This is a genomic window from Chryseobacterium sp. GW823-FHT05E08, from assembly GCF_058795655.1.
Map to the genome: position 1 here is coordinate 727,809 of NZ_JBXAHY010000002.1, position 14,572 is coordinate 742,380.

Annotated in this window: 10 protein-coding genes; 4 read left to right on the top strand and 6 right to left on the bottom strand. The window is 34.5% G+C overall.

All coding sequences use genetic code 11. The features are described 5' to 3' along the window. Window positions 1-137 precede the first annotated feature (137 nt). From AC1Q7L_RS09300 to AC1Q7L_RS09325, 6 genes are all read right to left on the bottom strand, one after another. Window positions 138-4,736, bottom strand: a complete 4,599-nt coding sequence (locus AC1Q7L_RS09300) for a T9SS type A sorting domain-containing protein (protein WP_492305182.1) — start codon at window positions 4,734-4,736, stop codon at window positions 138-140. Window positions 4,737-5,190: 454 nt separating this feature from the next. Continuing rightward, a complete protein-coding gene (locus AC1Q7L_RS09305; protein ID WP_410691439.1) occupies window positions 5,191-5,745 on the bottom strand; it encodes a serine O-acetyltransferase in 555 nt (184 codons plus the stop codon). Between the two features lie 10 nt (window positions 5,746-5,755). After that, window positions 5,756-6,907: a glycosyltransferase gene (locus AC1Q7L_RS09310; protein WP_492305183.1), complete on the bottom strand. Its 1,152-nt coding sequence runs from the start codon at window positions 6,905-6,907 to the stop codon at window positions 5,756-5,758. Continuing rightward, entirely contained in the window at window positions 6,908-7,471 is a 564-nt protein-coding gene (locus AC1Q7L_RS09315) for a DapH/DapD/GlmU-related protein (protein WP_492305184.1), read from the bottom strand. After that, complete coding sequence (locus tag AC1Q7L_RS09320; protein WP_492305185.1) at window positions 7,468-8,619, bottom strand: glycosyltransferase; 1,152 nt, start codon at window positions 8,617-8,619, stop codon at window positions 7,468-7,470. The genes AC1Q7L_RS09315 and AC1Q7L_RS09320 overlap by 4 nt, the downstream gene beginning before the upstream one ends. Window positions 8,620-8,625: 6 nt before the next feature. Next, a complete protein-coding gene (locus tag AC1Q7L_RS09325) occupies window positions 8,626-9,465 on the bottom strand; it encodes a glycosyltransferase family 2 protein (protein WP_492305186.1) in 840 nt (279 codons plus the stop codon). 98 nt (window positions 9,466-9,563) lie between these two features. On the opposite strand from AC1Q7L_RS09325, the gene AC1Q7L_RS09330 reads away from it, so the two are divergent. The 4 genes from AC1Q7L_RS09330 to AC1Q7L_RS09345 all read left to right on the top strand — a co-directional run bounded on the left by AC1Q7L_RS09330 (window position 9,564) and on the right by AC1Q7L_RS09345 (window position 14,570). Then, the gene (locus tag AC1Q7L_RS09330) at window positions 9,564-10,334 is read left to right on the top strand and encodes a class I SAM-dependent methyltransferase (RefSeq protein ID WP_492305187.1); all 771 of its coding nucleotides are present in this window, start codon (window positions 9,564-9,566) and stop codon (window positions 10,332-10,334) included. Between the two features lie 26 nt (window positions 10,335-10,360). Then, complete coding sequence (locus AC1Q7L_RS09335) at window positions 10,361-11,794, top strand: MBOAT family O-acyltransferase (RefSeq protein ID WP_492305188.1); 1,434 nt, start codon at window positions 10,361-10,363, stop codon at window positions 11,792-11,794. A 1-nt stretch (window position 11,795) separates the two neighbouring features. Beyond that, the gene (locus AC1Q7L_RS09340) at window positions 11,796-12,761 is read left to right on the top strand and encodes a hypothetical protein (RefSeq protein ID WP_492305189.1); all 966 of its coding nucleotides are present in this window, start codon (window positions 11,796-11,798) and stop codon (window positions 12,759-12,761) included. An 87-nt stretch (window positions 12,762-12,848) separates the two neighbouring features. Then, complete coding sequence (locus tag AC1Q7L_RS09345) at window positions 12,849-14,570, top strand: HAD-IIIC family phosphatase (RefSeq protein ID WP_492329381.1); 1,722 nt, start codon at window positions 12,849-12,851, stop codon at window positions 14,568-14,570. Window positions 14,571-14,572 lie beyond the last annotated feature (2 nt).

The window sequence follows — 14,572 nt, forward strand, 5'->3', positions numbered from 1 at the left end:
TTAAATCGGGTGAAATTTAGATATAAAAATACAAACAATTAGGATTAAAAAGAAATTTCAAAATGAATATATTCTTAATTCTCACAAAAAAAACCGCCTCAAGACTGAGGCGGTTGAAAAAATCAGAATATCAATGATTATTCCTTAATAATTTTCACAATAGTTTCGGAGTTATTGATTCTTACGAGATAAGCTCCTTGTGTAAGAGAAGAAAGATCGGTCTGTTCATTCTCAAACTTACCTGATTTTACAAGCTGTCCGGACATGTTATAGATCTGATAATAGTAATCTTTAGCTTTATCATTTCCTTTGATGTACAGAATGCTCTTCACAGGATTCGGGAAGAACTCAAGTTTGTTTTGAGCTACTTTTTCCTCGATGATAGATTTTGCTAAAACTGTTTTAGCTTCTCCAGATGTAGCATTTGTTACCTGTAATCTTGGAATTGGACCTAACTCATTACCGTTTTCGTCATATTTTACCTTAACACAACGACAGCTTTGAGCAAAATAAGGATCAGAATTACTGCTAAATGCGGTAAGATAATCTCCATTATTCTGGATCTCTACTCTTAAAGCTCTTCCTGTGTAATTTGAGTTAAGACCTCCTAACCAAAAACCACCATACGTGTAATCAATCAAATTGAAATCCGGCGCAGCAGGAGAGGCCTCGATTGTATTTCTGCCACCTCTAACTCCAGAATTTACAAAACTTCCGATATTATATGCAGGGTTCGCGAATAAGTAACCAATTGCAGCAGAGCTATATGGCGTTCTGTTGATTCTTGTTCCTCCATAATTGTTAGGAATACTGATTCCCGTTGTTGGCTTATAAAAAGGAGATGAACCTACACTTGTATTGGCCACACCTGTTAAGTCTGGGATTCTCCATCCTTCCGGACAAGGGTCAAAAGGTGATTTTTTCCCTCCTCTTCCCCATCTTTCCGGCGCTAAATTTGGCTCGTTTGCTAGCCAGTCAGCTCCATTCGTATGATTAAGATCTGTTGCTTTGGTAGTCATTGTTGGAACCATGAAAGTCATCGGATTTTTCACAGAATATGATAAAACTTTGCTGATCTTATCTGAAGTTTTATCCGTAGCCAATACATTAGACTGAACCGAATAATCAGGATATTTTTTAAGATATGCATCTGAATAATACGTTGCAGAAGCTAGGGTAGTGTAAGTCACCGTACCATTCGCCTGCGCTGTTCCTAGATAAACAGGAGCCGAATTTCTATTTGCGTTCACAAAAACCGGCAGCGGATCTTTTCTTCCCCATTGGAAATGTAATCCTGCAGTTGAAGTAGTTTTATTAGCTTCAGCAATGGCTTGATTTGCTCCCAAATCTCTATCCATTATTTCAGTTTTTATTACTTCACCCGGTTTAATGTAATTGATGTAATTAACAGCCGCTTGATTAGGCAATTCTGTTGTATAAACCACAGATGTAATCGGGGTATTTGTTACCCAAATATGCCAGCTCCAATAAACTGGATTCGTGATACTTCCGTTATGTAAAGTAACTACAGCGTTACCAGACTGGTTCGGAGCGATCTTAACAGTAATATTTGTATTTGAAATCGCTGATAATGAACCTGGAGCCGTATTTGAAAGTGAAATATTACTAATCAAACCTGTATTGGTAGACCACAATACATTAGCTTTCAGATTATTGAAATTTGTAGCATTTAAAATGTCCGGATTATTCAACAATTTACTCTGTGCAGAGAACGCTTTGCTGATTGGGATCTGAATAATAGATTCAACTGTATTTTTAACGATAGAATACGAGTTTGGATTGTTTAATCCTTCTGCATATTCAACATCATCATTAAAGAACTCTGTAGGGAAATCATATTGATTTACAACATATAAAGGATCTTTGATACATCTACATCCATTCGCTCCCGATGTTGCGCCACCTCCTGCAGGATAATATTGATATCTTCCTGTGATTGCCGGTAAAGAAGAATCCGGAGTGTCCGGTTGATCTCTGTCCGGAATCATACGGAAACTTCTAGCCGAAACGGAAGGAGTTACATCAAACCATTTTGCCATTGTTGCAGTCCATAAATACGTTTCATGCTGATCTGTATATTGGCCTTCATGATATCCTCTTACAAGAACTCCTGTTCCCGGGAAGATTCCCATATTGTTTCCTCCGACATTGCTTAGATCTACCCCAACATTATTGTAGATTTTAAAGCCTTTCATGTAAATTGGAGTGTTGCTGTCATTAGGTTTAATGATGTGATATTTGTTGGTTTCAAAAACATTTTTGCTGATGTTATTTTTGATTCCAAATGGACTGAAATCTACTCTCAAATCATCAATATAACTGGAGTTTCCTAAGTTTGCAACAAGCATTGAAGGGATTCTCCATCCATTCGGACACGGGTCAAATGATGATTTGTCTCTGTAAGGATTTGCGTTGTTGTCATCATTGTAATTGCTTACAGAATTAAGTATTCCTCTTGAATTATCAGACCATAAATTTAATTCTGATAATTTATCTGTAGTAAGTGATGATGAGTTTCCGAACCAGTTTACCTGTAAATTAGCATTGTTATTGTACAGTGCCTGACCAGAATTATCATCCTTGTTTACATAAATTAAGCTTAAAGGATTTTTAACAGACAAACGAATATTGTTTGATACAGTTGCATTCGACAATAATACTGTTTTGATTAAATTATCAATTTTTGTCGCCCCATTAGCCATATTTCTAGACTGTTTATGTCTCACTCTTCCGACAGATCCAGAAGCTTCATAGAAATCATTTCCTTTATAAACTAATGGTGGAATAGGGTCTTTTCTTCCCCATTGATACAGTAGACCTCCGTTTTTATTAAATTCGGTTCCGGTAATCGTGTTGCTTAAGGCTCCTAAGTTTCTGTCCATCCATCCCCAATCTGAACTTGGAATTGGTTCTATGGTTCCGTCGCTTTTTTGTCTTTTAACGCCGTCAAAACTTTTGTAAGTTGATCCGTTTCGAGGATTATCAGTTACCCAAACGTGCCAAGACCAGAAAACTTCCCCGTTTACTTTATAAGCAATAACAGCATTTCCTTCTTTGGTTTTGTTGATAGGAACTTTGATTTTAGCATCTTCTCCTGAACCTACAATTTCTAAGCTATAGTTGGTTCCGGATTTTATTAAACCTTGAATATCTTCCCAATAAACATCGGCAGTTATGGTACCTGTAGGAATAGGGCTTCCTCCCATGCGAGAATCGGAATTCCACATTTTGTAAGCTTTTTTCACAGGAATATATAATCCGTCACTGTCCTGATTAGGCTCGAAAATATAACTGTTTGGTGCTTTTGCCCAATCTAGTGCATTGTTATCCGGAAGTGCTCCCGCATTGATGGCAAAACACTCTTTAGAACATTCGGAAGCATCGTTATTATATGAAACTGTATTTCCGAAAACTCCGGTGTACTTGATGAATTTTGAAATTTCTCTTTCAATATCCTGTAATGATCTTTTGGTTTGATAAGAAGTTGAAACATCATTTCTCAATGCACCTACACCATACAATGTTAATTCTGAAGTGTCAGATATTGACAGGTTTTCAGAACCTGGACCTCGTCTTGCAACGTTGTTTGTGTATCCAAAGTAAGGAGCTCCGTAATTACTTGTGCTGTTTGGTGTTAGGTCAATAAATGTACCGTCACTTTTATAAGCTCTTAAACCTGTTGCAATACTTGAAACAATAACTACAGGCTCCTGATCCGGAATAAAATCAGATAAATTTTTATAAATTCTATTATACAAATTAAAATATCTGCTCTCTAAATAAGCCGGATTTTTAAAATTATGATATCCCGGTCCGTCAGCATCTCCCGGCCACTGACTGAATTTCATGTAAAATCCATTAGCCGAAAATTTACCTGCAAACATGTATACAGGATCATCATAGCTGTACAGATAAGGAATCGGATGTCCCGCAGCTTCATTATAAATAAATTCCGGAGTTGTTCCTAACGTATTAGTAATTGCTCCTGTATTTACCAATTTTACAGCTTTTGCACCACTTGCTTCCGTTATAACATCGGATGGATTGGTCGGAGCGAAAACTACATCGTCTTTTTTATTATTCATTAAGACGTTGCTGAGTTTATTCCAAGAATAAGCAGAGGTTACCCTGTCTTTTAAACCTGTCACTTTTCCGTTGGCATCTGTGATCAGAGTACCATCTTTTTTAGGTGTTAAAAGCATGGTGTACTCATTTTCATCCAGATCGCAATTTACGGCGGCATAATCTGCGGCTTTGTAATGCGTTACAGCTTTATTCCAGGCTACAGACGAAAAGTTGCTCGCCGAATCGGAACTTAACTCAACTTTTAAATTGTAAGTCGGGTTTACGGATGCGGGTAATTCAAAAGTAGCTTTCAGGGTTTCATTATACTGATTGTAGGAGTATAATGTTTTACACCAGCCTGTAATCCATTCTCCCTGAGCATTCTGATACTTAATGGAGAGTAGGATGTTGCTGGTTGTGAATGGTTTGTTGAGCATTCCGCTCATTACAACCAGTCCTTTTTCATTCACATTTTGTGAAATGACGATCAGAGGATCCAGATCAAAAGTACTCGGTGGAGTAGCTGTTTTAAATCTGGAGCCAATGGGTTTCTCATTTGGCTTGGGGACGGATGCCGTCCTCGAATAAGCATGAGAAGATGCAATACAAAGTACTGCAGCAAAAATCTTTAGTGTCGATTTTTTTTTCATACGTATAAAATTTAAAAGTGTTTTTTTCGAAATATTTAAAACAGATCGTTTAAGCAACTTTAGAATAAGCTCTTAATATAATTTGCGCAAGATTTTTCCATTCCCAAGTTGAGCTAATGGATGAACTTCTTTAATTATAATAAAGAATTACTTTTTTCGTTGATATAAGCTAAAGTTTTAAAAGTGTTTTCTGATGAAATTAAAATTTCAGAGAAAATGAAGAGTTGTGCAATATTGAAAATTGCCTCAAGTCTGAACGTAATTTTTTTTCCATAAAAATGATTATTTAGTTTTTTTTGCGTGTGTTTTTTTATTGTATGTAATTTAAAATGCGAATCAAATGATTTACATTAAAATTAATATTCACAAAAATGAACAAAAAAATAACTCCTCGCAATAGAGAAGTAAATTTTTATTGAAAAAGTAACATAGATTTATAAATCTATAGAATTATTTATACTTTATTATTGATGTAACCTACTGTAGACTTTCTAGTTGAGTAAATTTTCCCAGGGTTTCCAACAACTACGGAATCTGCAGGAACATCAAAATTAACATACGCATTTGGAGCGATCAAAACATTCCTTCCTACCGTTACTCCGCCTACAATTACAGCGTTTGTGCCGATCCAGACTTCATCTTCAATGGTAGGGAAACCTACGAATCTTCCACGGTTTTGCTGTCCGATGGTTACGCCTTGTGCGATGTTGCAGTTCTTTCCGATTTTAGCTTTAGGATTAATCACCAGACTTCCCCAATGTCCGATGTAAAATCCTTCCCCAATTTCGGTTTCAGGGTAGATCTGATAACCGTATTTTATTTGATAATGTCTTAAAACTATTCTCCAGAAAATTCCCATGACAGCATTTTCTTTATGTTTTTGGGCTTTTCTTAAGATATAAATAAAGTGCAGATTGGGGTTGATGCATTTCGTTAAAATCTCAAAAGTTGAAAGCCATTTTCCACTTTCGCGGTAAAAATCTTTTTGTATGATGGAATAATTCGGCATAGTTTAATATTTATACTTCATCAATTATTTCTTGAAGTTTTTGTACAGATTTTTCCAAAACGAAAGGTAGATCTGTATCATTTATTTGTTTTTTGTATTCTTCGGCAAGGTCTTTATCGGTAAGGAATTTTTTCATTCCGTCATAAATTCCATCTTCAGAATTTGGAGTAATTGTTCCTAATTTTCCGTCTTGCAATAAGTCTTTAATTCCCGAAATATCTGTTGCAGAAATTGGTTTATTAAGAATAAGTGCCTCTGCAATGATGGTAGGAAAGCCTTCATGACGGGAAGACATGATATAAAAATCTGCCTTTTTCAAATAAGGATATGGATTGCTTTTAAAGCCTAACATTTTCGCCGTTTTCTGCAATCCTAATTGCTCAAGTAAGGCTTGAATATTATTTAAATCATATCCATCGCCAATAATCACAAGCTGATGGTTAAAACCTTCATCAAGCAATCTTTTATGAACCTGCAAGAGTCTGTCGTAGCCTTTTTGAGGGTAAACAGTTCCGACGCTTACAAAAGTAGGGATATTATTGTCAAAAGGGTAGTCATCGATAGCAGTATTTGCCTTTTTCAGCGTATCTTCCTTATCGATTGGGTTAAATATTTTTATTACGGATTGTTTTTCGGTTTCATTTTGAGCCAATTTGTGCATTTCTTCCTCCAGTTTGTTGGAAATGACTAATATTTTGTCAAATTTAAAGAACTGTCTTATAACATCGGAAGTATATTCTTTTAAATTGAAAATATCATTCTGAACCCAAATTATTTTTTTTGAATCTTTCTGCGGACTAGATAAGATTTCCCTGTACATCCCGTGAATAGCAGCCAACTCAACATCATACTGTTTATTTTTTAAAACAAATTTATAAAGCAGAGAAGGAAACCACAAAAACATCTTTTGGTAAAGAACCCGATATGCTTTTACGGGTATATCCTGAGGCCTGTTGGTTGTGATCATTTCTCCTTTCAGCAAGTAAAAAACATTAACCCAAGATGGAACTTCTTTAATGTAAATTCCTGAATATAAATTAATTAATAAATCTACTTCATACTTATCCGGAGAAATATTTTTTAAAAAAGTAACCAAGACTTTTTCTGCACCGCCATGACGGAGAGAGCCTATACGAATGAGGATTTTCTTTTTTTTCAACATTTATTTTCTTACGGGTTTGTAGGTGTGAGGGAGGTTTTTGATGAGGTATTCTTCCAGTTTTGGACGGTCTGCTTCTAGCTCTAGAGGGTATACTGTAGTGTTTGCCAGTAACTTGTCGCCATATTGCTCGATCGTACAAATAAATTTAGCAGGTGCACCAGCGTAAATGCTGTTGTCTGGAACAGAACTGCTTACAACGCTGAGAGAACCAACGATACAGTTGCTGCCGATGGAAACTCCGGGCAAAAGAACGGCTCCTTTTCCAATAAAGGTATTATTACCGATTTTTATTCTACCAAATGTTCTTCCGTCTTTATATTTTTCAATTCTTTTTGTAACGCGTCCGTCTCCACCATGATTGATGAAAGATACACCTTCAGCGATGGTTACATTGTCTCCCATTTCAATAAGAAAAGGCTCTGAACCGAAATTAGGAATACCTTGGACGTATAAATTATCACCTACTTTTAATCCCTTATTAATTGCTACTTTTATAACAATATTTTTAATCATATCTTCATACAGGGAACGGAATTTCAATATGATTCTGTACAATAACATCATTTTTGTGTCAGTTTTAAGATTATATTTTCTACGGCATCAAATATTTTCTGATTATCAAACTGCTCTTCAATAGTTTCAAGATTATTTTTAATGTTGGAAACAAGTTGAGGTTCAGTTAAAAACTTTTTCATTGCATCATACATTTCATCCTCTTCATAATTGATGAGGTATCCTGTTTTTTTATGATCTATCATTTCGGGAATTCCACCTACATTCGTTGAAATGATGGGTTTTTGAAGAATCAGAGAATCAGCAATGATTAATGGCCAGCCTTCCGATTCTGAGGGTAGAATAAAGAAGTCTGCTTTTTTTACATATGGATAAGGATTCATCATAGAGCCTAATAACTGAAAACTATTGGTTACTCCCAGATCTTCAGCTTGTTTTTTTAGGTTGTCCATTTCTTCACCATCACCTATTACGATGATATGATGATTGAATCCGTCTTTTAATAGTTTTGAATGAGCGTTCATTAATTTATGAAACCCTTTCCTTGTATGCAATCTGCCGACAGATATAAAAACAGGAACATTGGGTAATTCCGGTTTGAATGCTTCAGCCTTTTGCTTTAGTTCATCAATAGGAATCGCATTCAGAATAACCTTGTTTTCAGGTAATGGTATGTCAGGATAAGTTTCTACAAAAATATCTCGTGTCTGCTGAGAACCAAAAATAAAATAATCAAATTGGGGAATTTGCTTTAAAATATCCGGTAACAAAGGTTCCATTTTCGGAACGGTAACATCAGAATGAAACCAACCTATTTTCTTTGAATTTTTATTGCTTGAATTTAAAACAGATGAAAACGCAGCGTAAGTAGGTGCAATTTCTACATCATATTGTTCTTTTAAAATAGCATCTGCTATTTTTGGATTCTTTTCAGCCTGTTTTAGTCTTAATTTTCTTTTTGCCAGTTGAATCTTTTGAATCACAGAATTTTTAGAAAAATCTTCTTTTCCTTCTGTAATAAAGGTTTTTCGGATATGTTTTGGGAACTCATTTCTTAATTCACCCTGATTTATGTTTAAGCATATCGTCATGTCAAACTTGTTTTTGTCAAGATTGTTAAGCATGCTCAGAATTACCTTTTCTACCCCTCCCATTTCCATGGAACGGTGCCTGAAAAGGACTTTTATTTTTTTATTCATCATCATTTAACCAAAGATTTGTTGTAAAAATACTTTTAGTTTTCCTTTTATTCTATAGGTAATAGAATTCTGGTATTCTAATAAACTATAAATTTCGGTAGGACTTGTATATTCTTTTGGAATTGGCTTACCGTTTATCGTTTTCAGATTTCTGCGTTTCATTGCATTGAAAATTACCTTAGCAAAATATTCGCGGGATGCAGGTCTGTTATCGTTCTGAGAAATTCCTCCGGAATGTGTTCTGTAAAAATAATTCGCTTCATCAATAAACTGAACTTTCCCTTTTTCATACATTTTTAAATAGAGATCCTGATCTTCGGCAATTTTCATTACGGTATTCATTTTCTCGGTCTGATTATAAATATTCTTTCTGAAATTTACAAAATGTACGATTCGCACAGGGCAATTAAAAAAATACGGATCATTGTTCGGAACTTGCTTTGCTAATGTAGGAACTTCTATCATTTCAAGGTTCTCGTCACATTTCATATATTTTGAATAGGTGAGAACTACCTCTTTATCTTTTTTGAAAATATCGATGCTAGAAAGTAGTGCATTTGGAGTAACAGCATCATCAGGATCTACAAATCCACAGATATCGCCGTTGGCCAGTTCAATTAGCTTGCTTTTTGTGATACCAACGCCGCTGTTTTGCTCATTCTGATGTATTTTAAAACGATCATCATCTCCGATTATTTTTTTTATAATTTCTAAAGAATCGTCTGTAGAAGCATCATCAAGAATAACAACTTCCCAATTATCATACGTTTGTGCGATAACTGAGTCATAACATTTCTTGAAGAACTTTCCATTATTGTAATTGGCAATTAATACAGAAAACTTCATTCGAGAGGTACGTGTTTTATAATTAATAAATTTTTCACAAAGATAAAAATTAAAAATTACAGAAAAATCTTTATTTTTGTTGCCTAAACTTTAACACAGTGAGTGAAATACTAAGAGTTCTCAAAACATTTGTAGCTTATCTTAAAAGACCGGATCTTTATCCGGAACTAGGAAGGAAAATCGTTAAAAATACCGTAAACAGGGGCAATGCCTTTAAAGGTAAAGATAAAACCAATTCATGGGCTGCGTCTAAATCAATCTCTCAACAGGAAGTTATTTCCCAGCTTTTCGGGTTCGAGATGAGTTCTTTTAAAACAGATTTTCAGGAGGTTTTAAGAAATTCTGAGCAAAGAGAAAAAGATTGTCCTATTAAAATGGGCGGTGCAGGCGCGCTTGAATTAATCTATTTTGCATGTGAATTTACAAAAGCGCAACATGTTATCGAAACAGGAGTTGCTTATGGCTGGTCTTCATTGGCAGCTTTGTTATCACTTGAAAAAAGAAACGGAACTTTATACAGTTCTGACATGCCTTATCTGGCGCAGGATGGTGACCAATACGTTGGATACGTTGTTCCCGAAAACCTTAAAAAGAACTGGAAATTATTCCGTTTTGCAGATAAAGAATCTTTACCGAAGATCTTTGCGGAAACTGCTTCTTTTGATGTTCTTCATTATGACTCAGATAAAAGTTATAACGGGAGAATGTGGGCTTATGACGAAATGTATAAGCGTCTTAGAAAAGGAGGTGTATTTTTAAGTGATGATATTGGTGACAATTCTGCTTATCAGGATTTCTGCGAAAAAAATAACATAGATACCAAAGTTGTAGAATTCGAAGGAAAATATGTAGGAGTTTTTATTAAGTAATTTTCATTTTACGTTAAAAATATTCTATGCTTTTTAACTCTATTGCCTTTTTAATTTTTCTACCTATAGTTTTTATTTTATACTGGCGTGTATTCAATAAAAATTATAAATACCAGAATATGCTTTTGCTGGCGGCCAGTTTTTATTTTTACGGCTGCTGGGATTGGCGATTTCTGTTTCTTCTGATATTTTCTATCGGACTGGATTATTTTTCTGGAATTCAAATCGAAAACAGCAAAACAAAAAAGATGGCAACTTTCTGGTTGACATTAAGCATTGCTATTAATCTAGGTTTTCTGGGCTTCTTTAAATACTATAATTTCTTTATAGAAAATTTTGCTGAATTGCTAAGTTCATTTGGATTTGGCGTAAACATGTGGGTGCTGAAAGTTATCTTACCGGTTGGTATTTCTTTTTATACCTTCCACGGTTTGTCTTATGTGATAGATGTTTACAAAAAACGAATTCCAGCAGAACGAAATTATGTAGATTACGCCGTATTTGTAAGTTATTTTCCGTTATTGGTGGCCGGACCTATTGAAAGGGCAACACACCTTCTTCCTCAAATTCAGAGGAAAAGGTCTTTTGATTATGAGAAAGCAAAAGATGGAATGGCCCAAATTCTGTGGGGATTTTTTAAGAAAATGGTGATTGCAGATAACTGTGCGCCAATTGTTAACGAAATATTTAATCATTATCATACAGAAAGTGCAAGCAACTTAGTTTTAGGAGCTGTACTTTTCGCTTTCCAGATTTACGGAGATTTTTCCGGATATTCTGATATTGCCTTAGGAACTTCAAGACTATTTGGGTTGGAATTACTTAAAAACTTCTCATTTCCCTATTTCTCAAGAGATATTGCAGAGTTCTGGAGAAGATGGCATATTTCGCTTTCTTCGTGGTTCAGGGACTATCTTTATATTCCTTTAGGCGGAAGTAAAGGCGGATTGTGGATGAAGATCAGGAATACATTTATTATTTTTCTGGTCAGTGGTTTCTGGCATGGAGCCAATTGGACGTTTATTATTTGGGGTGGGTTGAATGCTTTATTTTTCCTTCCTTTATTAATAGCTGAAAAAAACAGACACAATCTGGAAGTCGTGGCAATGGGGAAAATTATTCCATCTTTCAGGGAGGTTTTCAGTATTTTAATGACGTTTACGCTTACCTGTTTTGCGTGGATCTTCTTCCGTTCAGCAAGCGTTTCTGATGCCATTGGATATATTAAAGGGATATTCAGTGAAAGCCTGTTTGTTTTCCCGACACAGTTTAGGCTTGTCTTGTCCGGACTTATAGTATTTATGCTCGTGATAGAGTGGTGGAACAGAACACATGATTACGGACTAAAAATTCAGGATCGGAAGCCTTGGGTACAGAGTGTTATTTATATTATTGTAGCATTCTTGATATTGAATTTCGCCAATTTCGGCAGTAATGAATTTATTTATTTTCAGTTTTAAAATGAAAAAATTTCTTTCAAGATTAGTTTTATTTATAGTCGTAATGTTTATTATCGGCTTGATAAAACTTGCTCTGAGCCCGAATTCGAATTATTCATATGCGTTTTTGAATGCAAAGCTGGAGTTTCTCGAAAAACATCCTGAATACAATATGTATTTCATCGGAAGTTCTAAAATAAATGATCAGATAGACTGTAAAATTATCGACCAGAATATAAAAGGAGTAAAATCTTATAATTTAGGAGCCAATGCCGGATTTGATCTGGAAAATTTTCAAACTTTGGATTTTATTTTAAGTAATAAAAATTTCAAACCTAAATATATCATCGTTGAATTACAGGATAAAATAAAAGTAACTAAAGCCAATATTAAAACAGAGCGAAGTTTCGGAGCTTTTAATTATGAAAACACGGCTTTTGTATTGAATTATCATAGAGAGAATAAAGATTATAAGCAGATAGGATTATCGTTAACGTCTTTTGTTTTAAATGTTTTTCATTTTAATAAATATTTTGATGAGAGAGATATTCAGAAAGCAGATAACAATTTTGTGAGTAAAAATCAAGGCTTTTCTCCTTTAGAATTTAGTGTTGTGCCGAGAACGGAAGAAAATAAGCTTAAAGGGATTATTAAAGACAGACTTGAACGTTATCATGCGGATCATAATAAGTATCAACCAAATAAAGCTTTGGTCAATAAAATAAATGAACTTGCAGAAAGGTGTAAGAAGAAAAATATACAGTTAATTATGTTGGTTCCCGGACCGGCAGAGCCTGATGCAAAAAAACTTGAAGTATATCAAAATGTGTTAGCAGTTCCTGTAGTAAGTCTTGTAGATCCTGATGCCTATCCTGAGTTTTATCAGTATGAAAACAGATGGGATACTGGGCATCTTAACAGTAAAGGATCAAGAATTTTATCTGAAAAAACAGCTCCGCTTTTGGAAAAAGTTTTAGATAAAAAATAGTAAATATTACATTTAATTAAAGCATAAACAGAGATTTGTAAATAAATTATATTAATTGTATTTTGCAAATTCCAAATGAAACCTATGATGAAAACGTTTACACAATTAAAGAAAAATGTAAGTAAAAAACCGGAAGGGCTGAAAAAAATAAAAGTGGCATTGCTCGGAGATACGGCAACTCAGTTTTTAAATATAGCTTTGAAGGGAACTGCCATTGATGAAGGTTTTGATTTGGATATTTTCGAGGCCGATTTTGGTCAGATTTCGCGCCAGATCTTAGATCCTACTTCAGAATATTATGAATTCAATGCAGATTATACGATTATCTTTGAATCTTCACATAAATTACTGAGCCAATATTATAAGTCCTATGATTCTCAACTTAGTTTTGCTCAGAGTAAGATCAATTATATAGAAGAACTATACGAAACCATTCAAAACCGAACAAAAAGCAAGTTTATATATTGCAATTTTGCAGGAATTGATAATCAGGTTTTCGGGAATTTTGCCAATAAAGTAGAGTCGTCTTTTGTTTTTCAACAAAATAAACTTAATTATTTATTATCAGAATTATCAGTTAAAAAGAGCAATCTTTTTATTGCAGATTTGCTTTCTATTCAAAGTAAATGGGGACGAAATTTTATGTTTTCTCCAAATATTTACGTGAATACAGAAATGGTGCTGTCTTTAGATGTTTTACCTATTGTAGCGCATCATATGGCGAGTATTATATCTTCTGTAGAAGGGAAATTCAAAAAATGCTTGATTCTTGACCTTGATAATACAACCTGGGGCGGAATTATCGGTGATGACGGTCTTGAAAAAATTCAGATCGGAAGTTTAGGAATCGGAAAAGCATTTACAGAGCTTCAGCAATGGGTTAAAGCTTTACAGAAAAGAGGAATTATTATAGCCGTTTGCAGTAAAAATGACGAGGATAAGGCTAAAGAACCTTTTGAAAAGCATCCCGATATGGTTCTTAAAATGGATGATATTGCCGTTTTTGTAGCCAATTGGGATAATAAAGCAGATAATATCAGAAAAATTCAGAATATATTAAATATCGGGTTTGATTCTATGGTTTTCTTGGATGATAATCCTTTTGAGAGAAATATTGTAAGAGAAAATCTTCCTGATGTCTGCGTTCCGGAATTACCGGAAGATCCAGCAGAATATCTAGAGTATTTATACAGTTTAAATCTTTTCGAAACAGCAAGTTTTTCCGAAAATGATGCAGATAGAACCAAGCAATATCAGGTTGAAGCACAGAGAGCGATTGCACTGGACAGCTTTACGAATGTTGAGGATTTTCTTAAAAGTATGAATATGGTTTCTGATGTTCAGGCTTTTAATAATTTTTCTAAACCTAGGGTTTCTCAATTAACGCAGCGTTCTAATCAGTTCAATTTAAGAACGGTGAGATATACGGAGCAGGAAGTTGAAGATCTTATGAATTCCGATGAGCATCACACCATTTCTTTTACTTTGATAGATAAATACGGTGACAACGGATTGATCTGTGTGATAGTCTTGGAAAAGAAAGATCAGGAAACTCTTTTCATTGAATCTTGGCTGATGAGCTGCAGAGTTTTAAAGAGAGGAATGGAGGAGTTTACATTAAACACCATTGTTGAAACAGCAAAAAAGAACGGATTTAAATACGTTGTAGGAGAGTATCTTCCAACAGCTAAAAACCAAATGGTAAAAGACCATTACGAAAGATTAGGATTTGAAGAGCAGGAAGAGAAATGGGTTCTGAATGTTGATGATTACCAATCTAAACAAGTATACATTATTAATAAAAATTAAAA

Coding starts and splice junctions, on each gene's coding strand:
- AC1Q7L_RS09305 (WP_410691439.1), bottom strand. CDS start 5,745: ATGCCGAATTATTCCATCATACAAAAAGATTTTTACCGCGAAAGTGGA.
- AC1Q7L_RS09310 (WP_492305183.1), bottom strand. CDS start 6,907: ATGTTGAAAAAAAAGAAAATCCTCATTCGTATAGGCTCTCTCCGTCAT.
- AC1Q7L_RS09320 (WP_492305185.1), bottom strand. CDS start 8,619: ATGAATAAAAAAATAAAAGTCCTTTTCAGGCACCGTTCCATGGAAATG.
- AC1Q7L_RS09325 (WP_492305186.1), bottom strand. CDS start 9,465: ATGAAGTTTTCTGTATTAATTGCCAATTACAATAATGGAAAGTTCTTC.
- AC1Q7L_RS09345 (WP_492329381.1), top strand. CDS start 12,849: ATGAAAACGTTTACACAATTAAAGAAAAATGTAAGTAAAAAACCGGAA.
- AC1Q7L_RS09300 (WP_492305182.1), bottom strand. CDS start 4,736: ATGAAAAAAAAATCGACACTAAAGATTTTTGCTGCAGTACTTTGTATT.
- AC1Q7L_RS09315 (WP_492305184.1), bottom strand. CDS start 7,471: ATGATGTTATTGTACAGAATCATATTGAAATTCCGTTCCCTGTATGAA.
- AC1Q7L_RS09335 (WP_492305188.1), top strand. CDS start 10,361: ATGCTTTTTAACTCTATTGCCTTTTTAATTTTTCTACCTATAGTTTTT.
- AC1Q7L_RS09340 (WP_492305189.1), top strand. CDS start 11,796: ATGAAAAAATTTCTTTCAAGATTAGTTTTATTTATAGTCGTAATGTTT.